Genomic DNA, 17,905 nt, shown 5'->3' on the forward strand with positions numbered 1-17,905 from the left:
TTAATAATAAAAACTTGGGCTTGAACCGCCCCGTGATTTTCGGAGGCTCAACATTCTGAGAGAATACGACAATGAAAAGACAAACCTACACTCCTGAAATTAAAGAACGCGCCGTTCGTAAGCTGATCGAAGCAGCATGACGACTTTTACATCAGCAAGATTAAACGTATCTGGCAGGACAGCAAATGCCGTTACGGTGCGTGTAAAGTATGGCAGCAGATGAAAGCTGACGGGTTAAAGGTTGCTCGGTGTACCGTCGAGCGTTTAATGAGTCAGCACGGCCTACAAGATATCTAGCGCGGTAAGGGTAAAATAACAACTCACAGCTGTGATGATCAAAAGCGTGCTGATGACTTGGTTAATCGTAACTTTAGCGCTCATCGCCCTAACCAGCTCTGGGTGGCAGACTTTACTTATATCAAGACATTGAGCGATTGGGTATATACCGCTTTTATTATTGATGTGTTTGCTCGCGCTATTGTGGACTGGAAAGTATCGAATCGGATGAATACCGATATGGTGATGGCGGCATTAAACCAAGCAATAGCAGATAGAAACAGTCCCAAAGATGTCATTCATCACAGTGATCGAGGGGTTCAGTACTTATCTATTCGCTATACCGATAAGATGACGGTCTCTGGTGTGATTGCTTCTGTTGGTACAACAGGCGATTTATACGACAATGCATTGGCTGAAACGGTCAATGGACTGTACAAGTCTGAGGTGATTCATTATTTAAAGCAGAACTGGACTGGTGTGAACGATGTTGAACTGGCAACCCTTGAGTGGGTGGATTGGTTCAACATGAAGCGTCTACATAGCACTATCGGTTATGTGTCACCCTTTGAGTTTGAAAAGCGGTATTATGATAATTTAACCCTGTCAGGCATCGCTGCCTGACTCAAGTAAATCAACCTCTGATATAGTCGCGGCGGTTCACCCAAACTCTAATTTTTTTGTGAACTATATATCGATACTGCTGCAACCTGGATGAAAAACACCTTTGAAGAAATCTCGTTAAACATCATGCATATGTAACGCCTTAGAAAAATAGTATTGATATCGTTATCTCTACTTTTGTCGATCCTTATCCTCTGCAATAATGCTGACGTCTAATGTATCAAATTCGTATATTAGAGGCGCCTTATATGAAGAACATGACTAAGATAATGATAGCGGGTGTTTTAGCAGTAGGCACGTTGGCTGCTGGTTGCCAAAATGCTCCTAGCACGACTACTCCAACTACTCAAACAGTAACATCAAATGCCCTACAAGCCTATAACTGGCAGTTGATTGATGCCAATCGTAGCGATGGTGACAAAGTTACTCAGTTATTCTTCAATCCAGCGAAACCTTTAATTTTAAACTTCATGACTGCTGACGGTGATAACCGCGTTGCTTTTATGAATACCTGTAACAATATGAGCGCTGGATACAGCATTGTGGATGGTAACGTCCAAATTCAAAATGGTATCAGCACCTTAATGGCATGTCCTGAGCCACAAGCTAGTTTTGATACTGCTACACTAGCAACAGTACAAGGTAAATATAGCTTAAGCGAAATTGGCAAAAATCTACCTGTTCTAACCATTACCAATGCTAATCAAGTTGCTCATTTCAAAGCTATTTCTAAATAACTACTACAGGCATTTATACGAAAAACATGACTAAAGTAATGATGGCAAGTGTTTTAGCGGTAGGTACGTTAACTGCTGGTTGCCAGACCACTCCTAGCGTGACAGCGCCAGTTGAACAGACAATCACACCAAATCTCTTACAATCCTATAATTGGCAGTTGGTTGATGCCAAAGGGACTAATAACGTTAAAGTTCCTCAGCTATTCTTTGATCTAAACAACCCACTAATTCTAGAATTTACGAATGAGAACGGTAATAATTTTGTTAGCCTATTGAATACTTGTAATAACATGGCTGCTGGTTATAAAGTTGTGAATGGCAACGTACAGGTAGGCAATATAAGAAGTACCAGAATGCCTTGCCCAGAACCACAAGCAAGTTTTGATAAAGCGGTCGTGGACACCGTAAAAGGTAAATACAGCATAAGCATAATTGCCAACAATTATCCTGTCTTGACCATTACTAATGCCTATCAAGTCGCTAGCTTTAAAGCTATTCCTAAGTAAGTCTGTCAAATAAGTTGGTAAATTGTAAACAAATAACGCCTCACTATTAATTAGTGGGACGTTATTTTGGTACCTCAAAACTACTATTTAGTCTAACAAACCTTATATAATTGTTATTTTTGAAATGTGTCCGGTTCCCTAGTGAGGACTTGAACCTTAGACTGTGAGATATTGCTATTAGTATTCTAAATCTATTTAGATAAAATCAGTGTACATAGCAGTGTAACTTATAAAATGTAAGGTTGAGTATACAAACCGAGACGAATAATAATTATTCAAGCTTATCTTTCACTTTGAAAGGTTCTGAGAATTGTAGAATTAAGAAATTAACGACTGACAATATGATCGCTATCTCATAACGTCCATAAGCGACAGAGATGCCAATAGCAGCAGTATTCCATAGACTCGCAGCTGTCGCAGTGCCTTTTACCGTATTATCACCTTTAAAAATCGCCCCACCACCGATGAAACCCATACCTGTAATAATTGCGTACATGATTCTCGCTTCGGGTTCTGCTGCACCTCCATGATAGATATCGACAGCCACTAGCATGAAAGCACAGGATGCAATACTGACTAATGGGAAAGTTCTGAGTCCTGCACCCTTATCTTTCATCTCACGATTAAGCGCAATCGGTAGGGAAAGCACGAAAGCAATCGCTAATTGAATTAGGTGATACACCATTAATTTTAAGTTTAAATCAAATTCAAACATGGTTTATTGCACTCTTTAAAAGAAGGTTAAATGAACAAGGGTGATCATCGTTATTTTTAATGCGTCGAAGATGACTTATTACTGCGTAATTTACCAATCATGGTGACAATAGCCACGACAATAACACCGACGGCTAAACCTACCAACGCATTTAAGAGCATGGTTGTCACACTTCCAAATATGCCAGTTAGGTGCGCTAAGTCTTCCACTTCATGATGCAAAAAACTGATCCCGTGCACTAAGATACCGCCGCCCACTAGAAACATAGCTAATGTCCCAGCAATCGATAGAAACTTCATCAGCTTTGGTGCCGCAGACAATAAAATCCCACCTATTTTCTGCTTTGCACCGTTCGTCTGTTTCATTAGGTAAAGACCTAAATCATCCATTTTAACGATACCCGCTACTAAGCCATAAACGCCTACTGTAATGCCAATGGCAATAATAGACAGCATCACGCTCTTCTCTAAAAGCGTCGCTCCAACTGCTGAGCCGAGTGCAATTACGATAATTTCAGCCGATAGAATAAAGTCGGTGCGCACCGCACCTTTGATTTTGTCCTTTTCAAAAGCAACCAAATCAATCGTCTCATCAGCATTGGCACGTAGACGGGCTATTTGTTCTTCATCGTGAGGTAAGATATGTGGCCAGAACTTATGAATGATTTTTTCAGCACCCTCATAAGCCAAATAGACACCTCCGCACATCAATAAAAACGTGACTAATGGCGGGTAGATGGCACTAATCAGCAACGCTAACGGCACTAATATAAGCTTGTTAACGAATGAGCCTTTGGCAACGGCCCAAACTACTGGCAGCTCACGGTCTGCTTTAACACCTGAAACTTGCTCTGCATTAAGGGCTAGATCATCGCCCAATACACCCGCCGTTTTTTTAACGGCAACCTTGGTCATAAGTGACACATCATCTAATATCACACTGATGTCATCAAGCAAGGTTAATAAACTGGCCCCTGCCATGTGTGCTCCTTTGCGTCTATTTATATAAATTAATTGATAGGTTTTTTATTAAAGTCTTTCTAATGTTTTTTGGTGTCACCGACAATCTTATCCATCAAAGCAAATAACAGGCCTGACAGTACAAACGTCATATGGATAATCACTTTCCACATCAATCTATCAGCATCACCTTCGCTCATCTCTTTAGGTATATCCATAAATGATTTAAGAAGATCAATCGCAGAAATGGCAACGATGGCACCAATCACTTTGAGTTTTAGCCCAGAGAAATTGATTTTCCCCATCCATTCAGGGCGGTCCTCATGATCTCCGGTATCAATTTTTGAGACAAAAATCTCATAACCACTAAATATGATGATGAGCAATAAACTTGCGACTAATGACATGTCGATAAGCGCCAACGTACCAACGATGACATCGGCTTCAGATGCACTGAACACATGGGTAATCATATGCCACAGCTCTTGAAAAAACTTAATAAATAATAAAATGATACCGAGCACCAATCCCAAATAGAAAGGGGCTAGCAGCCAACGACTATTAAATATGGTTTTTTCTAATCTTTGTTCAGCTTTCTTCAGCATTTGTGTCTCTTGTTGTTGGCAATATAAATGTTTGAATATGATGTCTATTATTAGGTAATAAAAAGCAATACATGTTAGAAAAAAGGTTATACCAATTATTTGGCATAACCTGTTATTAACGATATTCTAAAATAATAATTTTTTGCTTTACATTGTTTACACTCTAAGCAGTGAGTTTTGCCTGTTGCTTACGATGTTTCAGTGAAGCAAGCAGCGCCCAACCAATAAAGGCAATACCGATCAGCCCCGTAATAAGCTCTGGCACATGGAATTTCACCGACAATAGCATGATAATGGCTAAAGCGCCGATGGCATAATGCGCGCCGTGTTCAAGATAGACAAACTCATCAAGCGTGCCTTTATCGACTAAGAAAATAGTCATCGAACGCACGAACATCGCACCGATTGCCAGACCAAGCATAATCACGATAACGTCATTGGTAATCGCAAAGGCGCCAATCACGCCATCGAAACTGAATGAGGCATCGAGGACTTCTAGGTATAAGAAGCCGATAATACCGCCTTTCATAATCGCACTGGTCGCTGCTGCGCCCGAGCCATTTTCTTTGTTTTCTAAATCTTCTTCGAGGTCACCTTCAAGCATACCCGAGACCACTTGTACGCCAAGGTATACCAAGATACCCCAAACGCCAGCGATTAGGACCGCAGTGGATTGCTCAGGATCAGCAAATGATACGGCAATCATCAACACGATAAGCGCCACAAAGACGCTCATGGCATCTACTTTGCCAAGCTTTGCCAAACGGCTTTCAAGCCAGTTAAACCAGTGCACTTCTTTATCGTCAAAGATAAAGTTTAAGAACACCAATAATAAGAAAATACCACCAAAGGCTGAGATTTCAGCATGGTGTGCCATTAAACGGGCAGAGTATTCTTCTGGTTGATACAAAGCCAGTTTGATGACCTCTACCATAGCAAGCTCAGCAGTTACCGCGACAATGACAATAGGGAATACCAAGCGCATCCCAAATACAGCAATCAAAATACCAACGGTTAAAAATATCTTTTTCCAAAATTCATCCCAGCCTTTCAGAACTGAGGCATTAACCACCGCATTATCGAATGATAATGAGATTTCCATGACGGCCAAAATAGCGGTAATAGATAAGGTTGCGATCAAACCGCCCATCCCGCCATGTGAATATCCCCACCATGCCGCGATCGCTAATGCAATGGCGGTAAAGATAAAGTCTAAATAAAAATGTCTCATGACACATCCTGTCTGGTTGCGTAACGCTAAGTGTATCTACTAAAAGTATGAGGCATAAAAAAAGTGGCTATCGTAAGCCACTTTCCTATGTGTTTTTTAATAGAATATAAAGTATTTTTGAAAAATCTTCTATGTAGAATTGTCACTGTATCTTTTATGCTTTGGCGATTAAAAACACCTTATATTTTAATAATAATCCTAAGCATAAGATACTGATTAAATAGAATTATGCTACGTAGTTTAGCTTCTGTATTAGCCTTACTTAGAAAAATGCGAATTCCTCTCACAAATAAAATTTTGCTATTTTGGGTATACCCTAGCGAGACCAGTAAAACAGACTATAATTTGAGCTAATGAGTTACCTAGAATGGACAATGTTAGCAGGACTATTAATTGTCTAATAGTGATAGAAACTATGCCACCGCTGACCCCTCTAGTTGTTTTAGGCCAATCGTTCTCAGTCTTCCTTGGTCATCAACTTCTTTAATGACTAATAACCACTCCTTATTAATCACAACCGTATCGCCTGCTACGGGTGCCATCTTTAAGCTATCCTTAATATATTCAGCAACCGTTTGTTCCCACATATTTTTCGTGTTCAGGGTATCTTCTAGAGATTCGAATTTCATCCTATCGGTAAAGAAAGGCACATCTTTAAGTTTGACACTCGGCGATAGCATCCAATCGCCATAAAAATCATCGATGGCTCTACGGTCTAACGTAGTGTCATTAAAAACAGTCGCAATCTGATCGGCATAATCGCCACTCATGGCATACCATACGCTATCGCCAAATTTGAGCTTAGTCTTTTCATTAATTGCCAAGATTTGCTGACCACGCACCAAGGCAAAAACATGGATTCCTTCAGGGCTGATACGCGTAGATATATCCCTCGGATGACGACCAATTGCAAACGCACCTAACTTTACTTCAAATTCATACAACGTAATGCTTGCTCTATCTGACACCCACACTTCATGCTCTTCTTTTGGGCCCTTATTGTTAGGAATACGCACCTTAAACAGATTGGCCATAAAAGGAATGGTCGTCCCTTGTAACACCAACGATAAGACCACCACCCCAAAAGCGATATCAAACAGCATAAAGGCATTGTCCACCCCTGCAATCACTGGCAACATGGCAAGGGTAATGGGCACTGCACCACGTAAGCCGACCCAAGAGATAAAGCCGATCTCTCTATTTTTAAATTTAAACGGTAAAACACTGGTATAGACTGCAATAGGACGAGCCACTAAAATCATAAAGGCAGCAATGGCCACTGAATAAGGCCAAACTTCAAGAACGTTCGATGGCGTGACCAATAGGCCCAATACCACAAATAACACCGCTTGCGACAACCACGCAAAGCTGTCCATCACGCGCATGACATGCTCAGTTGAGCGTACCTTATGGTTGCCAATCATAATACCAGCGATAAAGACCGCGAGAAACCCACTACCGCCCAGTAAGTTAGTGGCAGAAAACACTGCTAAACCCGCCGACATTATTAAAATGGCATACATACCTTCTGCCAAATGTATCTTGGGTAATAATCGAGATAGGAAATAACCAAAGAACAAGCCCATTCCTAAACCAAAACTAAGCTGTTGTAATAGTAGGCCTAAGAAGCCTAGCGCTGTCTGTCCGGCAGGATCAACATTTAAAGCAATCAATCCAGTGACTAACAGAATCGCTAAAGGGTCGTTGGCGCCCGACTCTAATTCAAGCGTGGCTTGGACACGATCATTTAATTTAACACCGCCATTACGCAACAGTGAAAATACCGCTGCCGCATCGGTTGAACCTACGATTGCTGCCAGTAATAAGCCAAAGCGCCAATCGACATCCAGCAGCCATGTGACGAATACACCCAGTATCATGACTGTCGCAAGTACGCCCCAAGTAGCCAGTGTGATGGCTGGTTTTAAGCCAACTCGGAATGATTTAACAGAGGTGCGCAACCCGCCATCTAACAAAATACAGGCTAAGGCTGCTTGTCCGACAAAATTGGCTATCGCATATTGAGAAAATTCAATACCCAAGATACCTTCTTCACCAGCAAGCATCCCGACGACTAAAAACAATAGCAAAAGTGGAACACCCAAACGCGCCGATAACGTACTTGCCATGATACTGGCGAAAATTAATACTGCTCCTACGAGATACACGATATTTAAGGTATCCATGTTTCATTAAGCCCTATTTTATAATACTAAGCTGAACTAACCAGAACGGGAGTAACATTTACCCATTGCTTTCAACGGTTAACTATTGTTTTAACATGCTCCTTAAGAATAACTGAGCTATGCTTGTATGTTAGTAAATATCTTATTCTATTATTGCTAAACGAGTCATATTATGAAAAAAGAGACACTGACAGGACTATCTATTATTACATTTGCAGCATTTTATATTTGGATTCAAAATGGCAGTAACCCATTTGATAAAAAAAGAAATACTGAACTCGAACAAGCTCAAAAAACAACAAAGATTGCATTGCTAACGAAGTGCCAGAAAGCAGTACAGCCCATGCTTAAAGGCTTTAAGTCTATGGACATTAAACGAAAAAACACAGACTACAGACGATTAAATAATGGTAACTTTGAAGTCATAACACATTACTACGCTGAAGATAGTTTGGATGCGGCTCCGCTCATTATCGTCGACTGCTTATTCGATAAAGATGGCAGTTTATTAGAAACAGCGCAGGTTAAATAACTTCCAGTATAGCTATGGAGCTGTAGTAGATAAGACTTTAAGTAACACACCTTTTTCTCAAACTTTTAAGCTGCTCATGCTGCTGGCCATTTGCTCAGCCAGTTTTTTAATGTCAGATTGAGTAGTCAGTGCTTATTCTCCTGCTATTGGATTATAAGCAGTTACACAGTTTTTAGGAAAAGCTTCTCAATCTGGCATTAAGTTACTGATTCATTTCGGGTATACCCGAGTGGAAACAGCTATATCACCCTTTAAGCCCATTGATAGACCGTTTAAAATACACTAATGCAGTAAAACCACTTCAAGCGTACTATTATTACGCCTATAATCTATTGTAAGTATGCCTATGATAAACCGATTTCACTGGTTCGGTACCCTCGTGAGGACTAGAACCTTAAGCTGTAGGCTAATGGTATTAAGGTTTCAACTTGCTGAGATAGCCACAGTGTACTTCATGATGTACTTACCATAGATATTCTATCTATGATCGGTGCTCTAGTGAGGACTTGAAGAGACCATCCCAGATTCTGTGTAACTGACGTTTAGATTAAATACTTACACAAAATTTAGGAAGGTCTCCTAAAGGAGACCATCCCAGATTTTGTGTAACTGTCTAACTTGTTTCAATAGTTACGCCAAATCCAGGAAACTCCTGACAAAATAAAAAGTCGATACCATATGGTATCGACTTTTTATTAGTTCATTGAGGGTATTTACATACCAATTTGAGTGACTATGAAATAAATAATCGTACCTACATAATTTCCAATTACATAACCGACAGTACCAATAACTAAGATAGGGCCGACGAGCTTTGTCCAGCCCTTGCTGATGGCTAAAGCAGCTGCCGTAGTGGGCCCGCCAATGTTGGCATTACAAGCTAGTACTACTTCTTCAACACTGAATTTAAATAGTTTACCTATACCCATAGTAATGGCTAAGTTGACCATAGCAATGATAAATACAAATACAAACAGCAAAGGTGCTTTAGTCACAATCAAGCCAATTGAAGCAGGAATGCCGATAACAACAAAGAATAAATAGATACAATAAGTACCAAGCTCTTGGCTACCGTTAAGCTTCTCAAAAGAATTTCTAAAAATAGAAGCAACAATAAAGGTAATAGTCGTTAACAATAAATACTTATCAGTAATCAAACTAATGATTAGATCGCCAATAATATTGTCGCTAGTTCCTAATAAAGCTTTTAGCAATGCTGATAATTTAAAAGAAATTAATACTATTAACATCGAGCTGGCTAAGCAGATCGCAATATCTTTCAATGAAATAAGATTTGGTTTCCAGTAAGCCTCAGATAAAGTACGACTGCTTTGCATCTCTGGATCTTTTTCAATTTCATCGGTATGCGGTGAGCCCCATATACGACGTATAATAGGAATACCGGCTAATCCAATCAATATCAAAAAATAAAAAGCCATCATCATATTGTCAGCGACGATAGTAGCGGCATTAATACTTTCGCTTGGTTCCAACTTAGCAGACATAGCGGCGTAATTCACCCCGCCGCCACTATAAGAAGCTGAAATCATACCACTGATCTTATCCAGCTCTGGAATGTAACGACGTAAAGCTAAAAAGGCAATGACTGTACCAATCATGGTAGCCATAGATGATATTAAAAACAATAATAGTAATTTCCAGCTCTCTTTAATCAGTGATTGTATATTGGTTTTAAATAGTAATAAGGGTATGGCTAGCGGCACGATGTAGCCCCAGACAATATCGTATGTAGGCGCATCCGTAGGAATGATTTTTAGATTGGAGGCTGCTATAGCTATTAGCAATGCAATAACAGCACCAGGTACTTTGCTAGCCCATTTGCAGCGTTGTTCAATAAAAATAGCAGAAGTAGCTGCTACTAAAATGAATGTCCATAGTGCCAAATGGTCATCTGCTTGAATTAAAGTCTCCACCATGTTCCTCCTTGAACTTGATATCTAAATATATAGCTATTAAAAAAATAGGGATTGCCAACGGTTATAAAAAAGGCCATTAGGAGTCTAACGTATCCCAATGAGCTGCGCCATAGAGGGCATGGCTTTGCTGGTTGTAATGTGCCCAAAGGGGATTGCCGTAATCAAAATGCCACCATTCAGTGGGTAAATTAGTAAAACCAACTTGCGTCATTACTGAATATAATAGACGTCTGTTATGACAAGCGGGATGCTCAGGATAAGCTTCGTAAAAATGAGTGTATGAACGCTCTGTTGGTTCATCAAAATCAGCACCCATGTCTAACCAATCACCAGTTTCAATATCGAATAAGGTGATATCCACTGAGCCTCCTGTTAAATGAGGACTAACAAAATCTGGGCTAACCGGTGCAGCAAATTGTGATAGCAGATGTTGCTGTTCGGCAAGATTTAAATCTTGATATTTTATTTTGATGATTTCAGCGATTTGATCACGAACGCCTTGCTGAACGGTACGCGAGCGCCAAGCATCAAGGACTACTATGCCTAAATGGTCAGGTAGTAAATCAGCTGCTTGTTGTAATTTTTGGATGACAGAATGTCTAGCCACGCAAACATCCATAGCGTATGGCACATTGTAATCAGAGTAAATAGGGAATTGCTTTAGGTTCTTATTGTTTGGAATAGTTTTTAATGGTTCGTTTGATTCGACTATAGCAATGTCTTTTAGTTTGTCCCAGCCATACTGAGCCAATTTTGGTATAGGAGATATAGGCATTTTACTTCTCTACTTACTTAAATAAGTGAACCGCCTCGACTATATCGGAGGCTATTTATTTCAGTTAGGCCACTTGGTCTAACTAGCTAAGGTTATCATAATACCGCTTTTCAAACTCAAAAGGTGACACATACCCAATTGTGCTGTGCAGTCGTATTTTATTGAGTCTGAGAAGCGTTAAAAGTCGATTTTGCTTTGCAAAACGAGGGGTGATCTCAAATGGGCCACTTAAAATAATCTATCATTAGCCTATACCTAAAAAATAAAACCTCTAAACGATACTCTATCTATCATTAGACTTATTTCTATTATTAAATGATATTAATATCATGATATTATCAATGGACATTAATTTATAAGTCTAAATAATATAGGTGGCGTTATGACCGTTCGTATTTATGTGAGAGCCAGCACTAAGGATCAAGACGCTAAGAGAGCCTTGTCTGACTTGATTAGCTTTAGCCAAAGCTATAACGATAACCTTGTTGAGTACGTTGAGCATTTCAGTGGTACAAAGCTCGATAGGCCAGTATTAGCTAAGCTATTAAAGGACGCTGATCAAGGCGATATTCTGCTGGTTGAAAGCGTGGACAGATTAAGCAGGCTATCTCAAGATGATTTTGCAATTCTAAAGCAGCGCATCAAAGACAAGGGCTTGCGATTGGTGGTGGCTGATCTACCAACTACGCATACGGTAAGTAAAGGCATGACAGGTGAGATCCTAACAGTGATTAACCATATGCTGATCGACTTATTAGCAACGATGGCAAAGCTTGATAACGATAAGCGTAGAGAGCGTATTAAGCAGGGGTTGGCGAACAGTGGTTATAAGCCCACTGGTAAGAAGCCTAATACAACGAAACACAATCGTATTAAAGAATTAGCCAGTCAAAACAATATGACGAAAGAGGAGATTGCTAAGGCGGTTGGTGTTGGGGTGGCTACGGTCTATCGGGTGTTAAAGCAGGGCTAACAGCTGAATAGTTGAGGTATTTTAAATAACAGTTTGTCTTTTTTATAGACACGATACTATTAGATACATAAGAACCAACTTGGAAGTTTTTAATCATGCAACCGACTTATTATAGTGTCTAACAAGTAATCTACAGTTTCGTCAAGCATGAACCGATGTAAACGTTAAATAACATTTTAGTCTGATTCATAACTTTTATTATTTCTTATTATTTATAGCACATCAGCTTGATTAGGTTTTAAAAGCTATTATCCTACCCAGTTTTTTGTCTAAGCCTCATAGATTCGAGAGTAGCTAGCCATATCAAAGGTAGGATAATCAGCGCAGAACCTATTAACAAAGTCATATTTGGTACTTCGTTAAACCATATGATTCCAACCACCACCGCCCCTAGTAAACCTGAGTATTCCGCACTAGAGACTTTGTACGCTTCAATGTGTCGGTACACCTGTATGCATATACCCGCATAAATCAAAATAAATACATTTGAACTGGCGGCCGTAATCAATGAGTGCCAGTCAAATGGCTGTCCCTCCCAAATAGCCAAACCAAGCGCGAATGGGATTCCTAGTAAATTGGTCAAAAGTAGCGTTTGATAGACAGTATGATGCTGTGGAAGTTTACGAACTAACAGATTGTTTAGCGCCATGGTTACCGCCACTATAAGGGCAAACACCGCCCCTAAATTGATCTGTTTCGGTTGTACAATAACGAGGATACCAGCAAAACCTAATATAGAGGCTGCGATAGTCGGAAAGTTTAATCTGTCTTTATAAAATAAAAAACCCAGTGGTAATACAAATAAAGGGGCGGCATAAAAAATAGCATTCGCAGTCGCAAGAGGCAGTGCTTGAAGAGACAGTACCATGAATATCACACCCAATAACCACACGTGACTACGAACAAAGTGCCATTTTATATTACTGAATAACTTGTTCTTTTTATTAATTAAGCAAAACGGCAACAGCATTAAAACCGCTGTGCATTGACGAAACAGGATAAATTGATATACCGCCGTCTCAGAGGGCAAGGCCTTTATCAAGGCGTCTGAGAAGACCGCAATGATATTTCCTAGTACCAATAGCGTCATGGCAAATGCAACACTCATCTTTGGCATTCTTAGCCTCCTCGCCCTACTCTAAATTCAGAAACTGTTAAAACCCCAATGGGTTCATGCTGATTTAACGATCTGTCAGGCAGTATATTCAAGTAAGAGTATGATGTATAATGATATAAAACATATTTAGTATTACCTGAGGTAATAATGGATTTACCACCGCTGCGTGCAATACAGTGCTTCGAGTCCGTTGCACGGTTTAACAGCTTTTCAAAAGCAGCAGAAAGCCTCAATGTGACACAAAGTGCCGTGAGTCACCAAATACGCATCCTTGAAGAGTATCTTGGGGAAGCAATGTTTTACAGGCAAGGCCGGACCTTTTCGTTGACAGAGGTTGGTGAGCGTTATTTCACAGATGTGAGTGGCGCATTGGGTCTACTTTCAGATAGTAGTCAGATTATTAAACATGGAAAACCTGGGCATATACGCTTAGCTCTGTACAGTTCAGTCGCAGTGAATTGGTTGATTCCTCGACTAGAAGACTTCTATAGACAGTATCCAGAAATAGAACTTACTTTAGATATGGTTAATCATCCCTCTGATTATAATGAGCAAAGGGCCGATTGTTATATCACCGTCGATCCTCCTCCACATGCTTTCATCAGTAAGTTTTTATTTACTGAAACTTTATATCCTGTTTGTGGTCAAAAGCTTTGGGAGAAAATAAGAGATAAACCCCTTCCTGACGCATTGTGGCGGCATCCAATATTGTCTGTGAGATATGCAGATACAAGCGTGAATACAGCAGAGGATTGGCTGCGGTGGTGTAAGGCAGGCGGATTTGAATTGCCAAGCGATATAAAGATAAATCATTTTAGTCATGTGCTACTAGCGATAGAAGCCGCACGGTACAATCTGGGCATTACTCTTACCAATAATTATATGATGCAGGATGACGCCTATAAACAAAATATCGTTAAAATCCCAATGCATGAACTACTAACAGGGGATAAATTTTACTTCGTTTACAAGGAATTAAAGAAAAATCAGGATGATATTATTAAACTATGTAAATGGTTAGAATCTCAGTGTGAGTAAAGAAATCCTCTATCTTATTTGTTGTTACAAGAAAAATAATGATTTGTTAAGGGGTTTAAAATGATGATTTAGAAAATCCCGATTCAATAACTCATAAACACTCGTATCCTCAAAAAATAGTCATTCATTTTATCTGATATTCAAATAATATAAGTTAATAGGTTGAAGTTTAAAAGAAATAATGCTCATTACATTTAGTTAAAGTCGAATTAACTTTAGAATAAAAACGGAAATTTATACGTTTTTTTATTGTTTATCTGTTAGTGATAATGGCTGTTATAGTCAATTCCACCTAAAAGTGTTATAAACTAATTATCAAACCCAATTGTTATTATAAAGACCATGACTTACTCACTAGATTTTCGCAAACAGGTACTAAAAAGTATAGATGACGGTATGACCTTTGCCGAGGCAGCTGAGTTTTACAATCTCAGCCCAACCACCATACAAAACTGGAAGCGGCGTGTTCATAGTAAAACAACCAGGCAAACCAAACCTTATAAAATACCAGATGATGTGCTACTTAATGATGTCAAAGAGTATCCCGATGATTACCAGTATGAGCGAGCTCGTCGCTTAAACTGTAGTAAAACAGGCATTTATCATGCCCTAAAGCGCCTAGGCATCAGTCAAAAAAAAGACCTTAGAGCATCCAAAAGCCTGTCCGATCAAAAGAGCGATATACCACAGTAAGCTTAATAGCTTTAAGCAGCAAGGCTATCCCATCGTTTATATATACGCGCGCGGCTTTGAGCACGAGACCATTCGCTCTCATGGTTATGCACCGATTGGTAAGCCTTGTATCGATAGCTACAACTGGCAAGGTAAAAAGCGAACCAACGTTATCGGTGCTCTCTATGAAAAGATGCTGTTTGCACTAGATTACTTTAAGCACAACATTAACAGCCGCATATTCTACGAATGGTGCAAACACAAGCTGATCCCAAGTCTTAAAACAAAATGCGTGATTGTGATGGATAATGCCAGATTTCATAAGAAGAAGCGCATTCAAAAGCTACTGAACAGGCATGGTCATCGTATTCTATGGCTGCCACCGTACAGCCCTGATTTGAACCCTATTGAAAAAAAATGGGCACAAGTAAAGTTTCTACGCCAAGGCTGGTTGGAAAACGACTTATCCAAGTTGTTTTATGATGTTTGTCCTAACCATAACAATTTTATTTTGAACTGACTATATCATATCTATTCTTAATATAGATTAGGGTCTCTATATATATTTGCTTAAACTTGCCCGAATAACATTACGCCATGTATTAATGAAGGACCTAAGAATACCATAAACAATCCCGCTAAAATCATTGTTAAACTTGCTATAACGCCCTCATCCTCATTGCGCTGACTTGCCCGGGCTGTACCAAAACCGTGTGATGCATTACCAAATGCGATTCCATTTGCAAGATGGGAGCGAATACGAAAAAAAGTCAAGATCATATCCCCTAAAATCATTCCCACCATCCCTGTAATCAAAGTAAACAATGAGACTAAAGAGGAAGATCCGTGAATTTTTTCAGATAAGTCTAACGCAAATGGTGTCGATATTGAACGGGCCATCAAGCTATAGGTCAAGGTCTTATCAAAATGAAACAAACCAGCGAATATATATATGCTTAAGACCCCCACCACCATCCCGACAGTTATGGAAGCGGTCAAAGCCAAAGCATGTTGACGTATTAAACGACGATACTCATAAATAGGTATAGCAAACGCAACCGTTGCGGGGGCAAGTAGCTGCACAATCCAAGCTGTATCCTTCCAATAAGTATCATAAGAGATATTAAAAATTATCATTAATGAAAGCGTTACTACTGGAACCGTGATAGCAGGGTTTAGCCAAGATTTTCGATAGCGCACATAGACTACTCTAGCCATATAATAGGCAGCTAATGTCCAAATGAGACAAAGGATTGACCAAGTATTCATCGCAAATCCTCACGCATTATTATCATTTTTTTAGGTTTAATTGGGCTTTATGAATATGATGACGATACAATCTACGTTGCAAACGGCGCCCCATGATAAAGGTTAATGCTGAGCTTAACATCACCATCGCGGTACTCAAGATAATTGTCAGCATTAATTGCCATCCTTTACTGACAAACAGCGCCTTATATTGAAGTATTGACATCATAAGCGGGATAAACATTAATACTAATTCACCCAAAACAAATTTTGCACCCAGTCTGACCCAGTTAACCTTAATAGCACCACTCATTAATAATATCAGCATTAAAAACATTCCTAAGACGCCTGAGGATACGGGTAAATGCAATAATTCAACCAATATCTCAGCACAATACCAGACAGCTGCGATAATAGCGCATTGCATAAGGACATGAAGCCATGATTGGCGATAGAACTGTTGAAGTGTAAGTTTTTTTTCATCTACAAAAGATAGGGATAAGCGAATATTAGGATTACGCATAATAATTGTTGTTTGTTGATTAGAGACTACTTATTATAAAAATACCATAGTCATAAATTATGAATTATATTTTTATTTTTATTCCCAATTTCTATAATAAATTTCATTATCCTTCCTAACCATGGTTTATTATTCATGATAACTTTGAAACAATTACGCTGCTTTGTGACAGTTGTAAAAACAGGTGGGTTTCTTCAAGCCAGTATTCAACTCAATTTAACCCAACCCACCGTTACCAAATCTATCAGTAATCTTGAAGAATATTTAGGCGTAGCTCTGTTTGATAAGCCTTTGACTCATAGAAAAAAGCGGCTAGTTAATTTAACGGAAATTGGCGAACACCTCTATATTCAAGCAGTTGATATCTTACAAAAGGCAGATAATCTTGAACAAACAGTAGTAGATTATCAGCAATTAATAGGTGGTAAATTGCGTTTGGGGATTTCACCGTTAGGCAGTGAAATACTAAGCAAAGCTATTTTTAACTTTTACCAAATGCATCCTAGTATAGAAACTTCACTTATCGAAGATGGTGCTGAGTCACTTAAGCAGGCCCTTCTAGAGGGGCAACTTGATGTGGCAACATTGATGAAGCCGATTGACGATGATTTTGACTACTTGTCGATATGTTGCTATCCAGTGGTGGTCGTAGCAAATAAAAACCGTATGGGTAAGCAAAAAACCAAGGTAACACTTAAGTCACTATCAAATGCACCCCTAATTTTATTTACCTCCAATTCATCATTTACTCCGATGATTATAGAAAACTGTCAATCACTAGGTTTTGAACCTAATATTATTTGCCAAACCAATCAGTGGCACTTGCTTCTTGACATGGTAAAACAGGATATGGGCGTGACTCTTTTGCCTCAATATTATACTCAAAAGTTGGATTTAACAGGATTAGTCTGCTTGCCACTAACCCAACCTCAGTTAAAATGGGAGCTTGTCATGGCTTGGCGCCGTCATCGCTTGCTTACACCAAGTATGCAAGCTTGGCTTGATAACATAAGAAAAAATATATAACTAGGCCTTGATAATGCTTTGGCTGTAACAGGGCATAGGTTATACAAAACAGAGGTGATTGAATATTTGAAAGCAGATTTGCAAGGTTTAGCGAATGTACAACTTGCGACATTGAATTGGGTAGATCGGTTCAATAAAAAGCGTATACACAGTGCATTGGGCTATGTATCGCCTTTTGAGTTTGAGAGCCTTTCCTAAAAAGTGTGTAACTGCTTATAATCCAAT

General features: G+C 39.3%; 18 protein-coding genes and 2 pseudogenes. 10 read left to right on the forward strand and 10 right to left on the reverse strand.

Annotated features, from left to right (window positions below):
* Positions 1 to 135 precede the first annotated feature (135 nt).
* From CXF58_RS01960 to CXF58_RS01970, 3 genes and pseudogenes are all read left to right on the forward strand, one after another.
* Positions 136 to 900 (forward strand): annotated as a pseudogene (locus tag CXF58_RS01960) (IS3 family transposase); the annotation flags it as partial.
* Between the two features lie 248 nt (positions 901 to 1,148).
* Complete coding sequence (locus CXF58_RS01965; protein WP_068408276.1) at positions 1,149 to 1,637, forward strand: META domain-containing protein; 489 nt, start codon at positions 1,149 to 1,151, stop codon at positions 1,635 to 1,637.
* A 26-nt stretch (positions 1,638 to 1,663) separates the two neighbouring features.
* Positions 1,664 to 2,143, forward strand: a complete 480-nt coding sequence (locus CXF58_RS01970; protein ID WP_102076412.1) for an META domain-containing protein — start codon at positions 1,664 to 1,666, stop codon at positions 2,141 to 2,143.
* A gap of 271 nt (positions 2,144 to 2,414) precedes the next feature.
* Here the strand turns inward: CXF58_RS01970 and CXF58_RS01975 are convergent, their stop codons facing one another.
* The 5 genes from CXF58_RS01975 to CXF58_RS01995 form a co-directional block, all read right to left on the reverse strand.
* The gene (locus tag CXF58_RS01975) at positions 2,415 to 2,858 is read right to left on the reverse strand and encodes an MgtC/SapB family protein (RefSeq protein WP_068408280.1); all 444 of its coding nucleotides are present in this window, start codon (positions 2,856 to 2,858) and stop codon (positions 2,415 to 2,417) included.
* A gap of 56 nt (positions 2,859 to 2,914) precedes the next feature.
* Complete coding sequence (locus CXF58_RS01980; protein ID WP_011512373.1) at positions 2,915 to 3,838, reverse strand: DUF808 domain-containing protein; 924 nt, start codon at positions 3,836 to 3,838, stop codon at positions 2,915 to 2,917.
* A 59-nt stretch (positions 3,839 to 3,897) separates the two neighbouring features.
* On the reverse strand, positions 3,898 to 4,422 hold the full coding sequence (locus tag CXF58_RS01985; protein ID WP_068408282.1) for a TIGR00645 family protein: 525 nt from the start codon (positions 4,420 to 4,422) through the stop codon (positions 3,898 to 3,900).
* Between the two features lie 163 nt (positions 4,423 to 4,585).
* Positions 4,586 to 5,653, reverse strand: a complete 1,068-nt coding sequence (locus CXF58_RS01990; RefSeq protein WP_068408284.1) for a DUF475 domain-containing protein — start codon at positions 5,651 to 5,653, stop codon at positions 4,586 to 4,588.
* A 413-nt stretch (positions 5,654 to 6,066) separates the two neighbouring features.
* The gene (locus CXF58_RS01995; protein ID WP_068408286.1) at positions 6,067 to 7,839 is read right to left on the reverse strand and encodes a potassium/proton antiporter; all 1,773 of its coding nucleotides are present in this window, start codon (positions 7,837 to 7,839) and stop codon (positions 6,067 to 6,069) included.
* Between the two features lie 172 nt (positions 7,840 to 8,011).
* Between CXF58_RS01995 and CXF58_RS02000 the strand changes: the two genes are divergently transcribed.
* The gene (locus CXF58_RS02000; protein ID WP_068408288.1) at positions 8,012 to 8,371 is read left to right on the forward strand and encodes a hypothetical protein; all 360 of its coding nucleotides are present in this window, start codon (positions 8,012 to 8,014) and stop codon (positions 8,369 to 8,371) included.
* A gap of 713 nt (positions 8,372 to 9,084) precedes the next feature.
* Here the strand turns inward: CXF58_RS02000 and CXF58_RS02005 are convergent.
* Complete coding sequence (locus CXF58_RS02005) at positions 9,085 to 10,308, reverse strand: DUF819 family protein (protein ID WP_102076413.1); 1,224 nt, start codon at positions 10,306 to 10,308, stop codon at positions 9,085 to 9,087.
* A 76-nt stretch (positions 10,309 to 10,384) separates the two neighbouring features.
* A complete protein-coding gene (locus tag CXF58_RS02010; RefSeq protein ID WP_068406588.1) occupies positions 10,385 to 11,083 on the reverse strand; it encodes a M15 family metallopeptidase in 699 nt (232 codons plus the stop codon).
* Positions 11,084 to 11,465: 382 nt separating this feature from the next.
* On the opposite strand from CXF58_RS02010, the gene CXF58_RS02015 reads away from it, so the two are divergent.
* Positions 11,466 to 12,056 carry a recombinase family protein gene (locus CXF58_RS02015; protein ID WP_068406590.1) on the forward strand — a complete coding sequence of 197 codons (591 nt, stop codon included), beginning with the start codon at positions 11,466 to 11,468 and terminating at the stop codon, positions 12,054 to 12,056.
* Positions 12,057 to 12,309: 253 nt separating this feature from the next.
* On the opposite strand, the gene CXF58_RS02020 is transcribed toward CXF58_RS02015, so the two are convergent.
* Positions 12,310 to 13,173 (reverse strand): DMT family transporter, encoded by an 864-nt coding sequence (locus tag CXF58_RS02020; RefSeq protein WP_068406593.1) that lies wholly within the window; start codon positions 13,171 to 13,173, stop codon positions 12,310 to 12,312.
* Between the two features lie 147 nt (positions 13,174 to 13,320).
* Between CXF58_RS02020 and CXF58_RS02025 the strand changes: the two genes are divergently transcribed.
* From CXF58_RS02025 to CXF58_RS02035, 3 genes are all read left to right on the forward strand, one after another.
* Positions 13,321 to 14,211, forward strand: coding sequence for a LysR substrate-binding domain-containing protein (locus tag CXF58_RS02025; protein WP_068406595.1), 891 nt, complete (start codon positions 13,321 to 13,323; stop codon positions 14,209 to 14,211).
* Positions 14,212 to 14,553: 342 nt separating this feature from the next.
* Positions 14,554 to 14,904 carry an IS630 transposase-related protein gene (locus tag CXF58_RS02030; RefSeq protein ID WP_068406597.1) on the forward strand — a complete coding sequence of 117 codons (351 nt, stop codon included), beginning with the start codon at positions 14,554 to 14,556 and terminating at the stop codon, positions 14,902 to 14,904.
* A 70-nt stretch (positions 14,905 to 14,974) separates the two neighbouring features.
* Positions 14,975 to 15,403 carry a transposase gene (locus tag CXF58_RS02035; RefSeq protein ID WP_264753703.1) on the forward strand — a complete coding sequence of 143 codons (429 nt, stop codon included), beginning with the start codon at positions 14,975 to 14,977 and terminating at the stop codon, positions 15,401 to 15,403.
* 50 nt (positions 15,404 to 15,453) lie between these two features.
* On the opposite strand, the gene CXF58_RS02040 is transcribed toward CXF58_RS02035, so the two are convergent.
* Together CXF58_RS02040 and CXF58_RS02045 are read right to left on the reverse strand one after the other, a co-directional pair.
* Positions 15,454 to 16,152, reverse strand: coding sequence for an LrgB family protein (locus CXF58_RS02040; RefSeq protein WP_068406601.1), 699 nt, complete (start codon positions 16,150 to 16,152; stop codon positions 15,454 to 15,456).
* A 22-nt stretch (positions 16,153 to 16,174) separates the two neighbouring features.
* Positions 16,175 to 16,654, reverse strand: coding sequence for a CidA/LrgA family protein (locus tag CXF58_RS02045; protein WP_102076414.1), 480 nt, complete (start codon positions 16,652 to 16,654; stop codon positions 16,175 to 16,177).
* A gap of 135 nt (positions 16,655 to 16,789) precedes the next feature.
* Between CXF58_RS02045 and CXF58_RS02050 the strand changes: the two genes are divergently transcribed.
* Both CXF58_RS02050 and CXF58_RS02055 read left to right on the forward strand, forming a co-directional pair.
* Complete coding sequence (locus CXF58_RS02050; protein ID WP_068406606.1) at positions 16,790 to 17,680, forward strand: LysR family transcriptional regulator; 891 nt, start codon at positions 16,790 to 16,792, stop codon at positions 17,678 to 17,680.
* A gap of 9 nt (positions 17,681 to 17,689) precedes the next feature.
* Positions 17,690 to 17,878 (forward strand): annotated as a pseudogene (locus tag CXF58_RS02055) (integrase core domain-containing protein); the annotation flags it as partial.
* Positions 17,879 to 17,905: the final 27 nt, after the last annotated feature.

This window comes from Psychrobacter sp. Sarcosine-02u-2, assembly GCF_002836335.1.
In the GTDB taxonomy this organism is placed as follows: domain Bacteria; phylum Pseudomonadota; class Gammaproteobacteria; order Pseudomonadales; family Moraxellaceae; genus Psychrobacter; species Psychrobacter faecalis.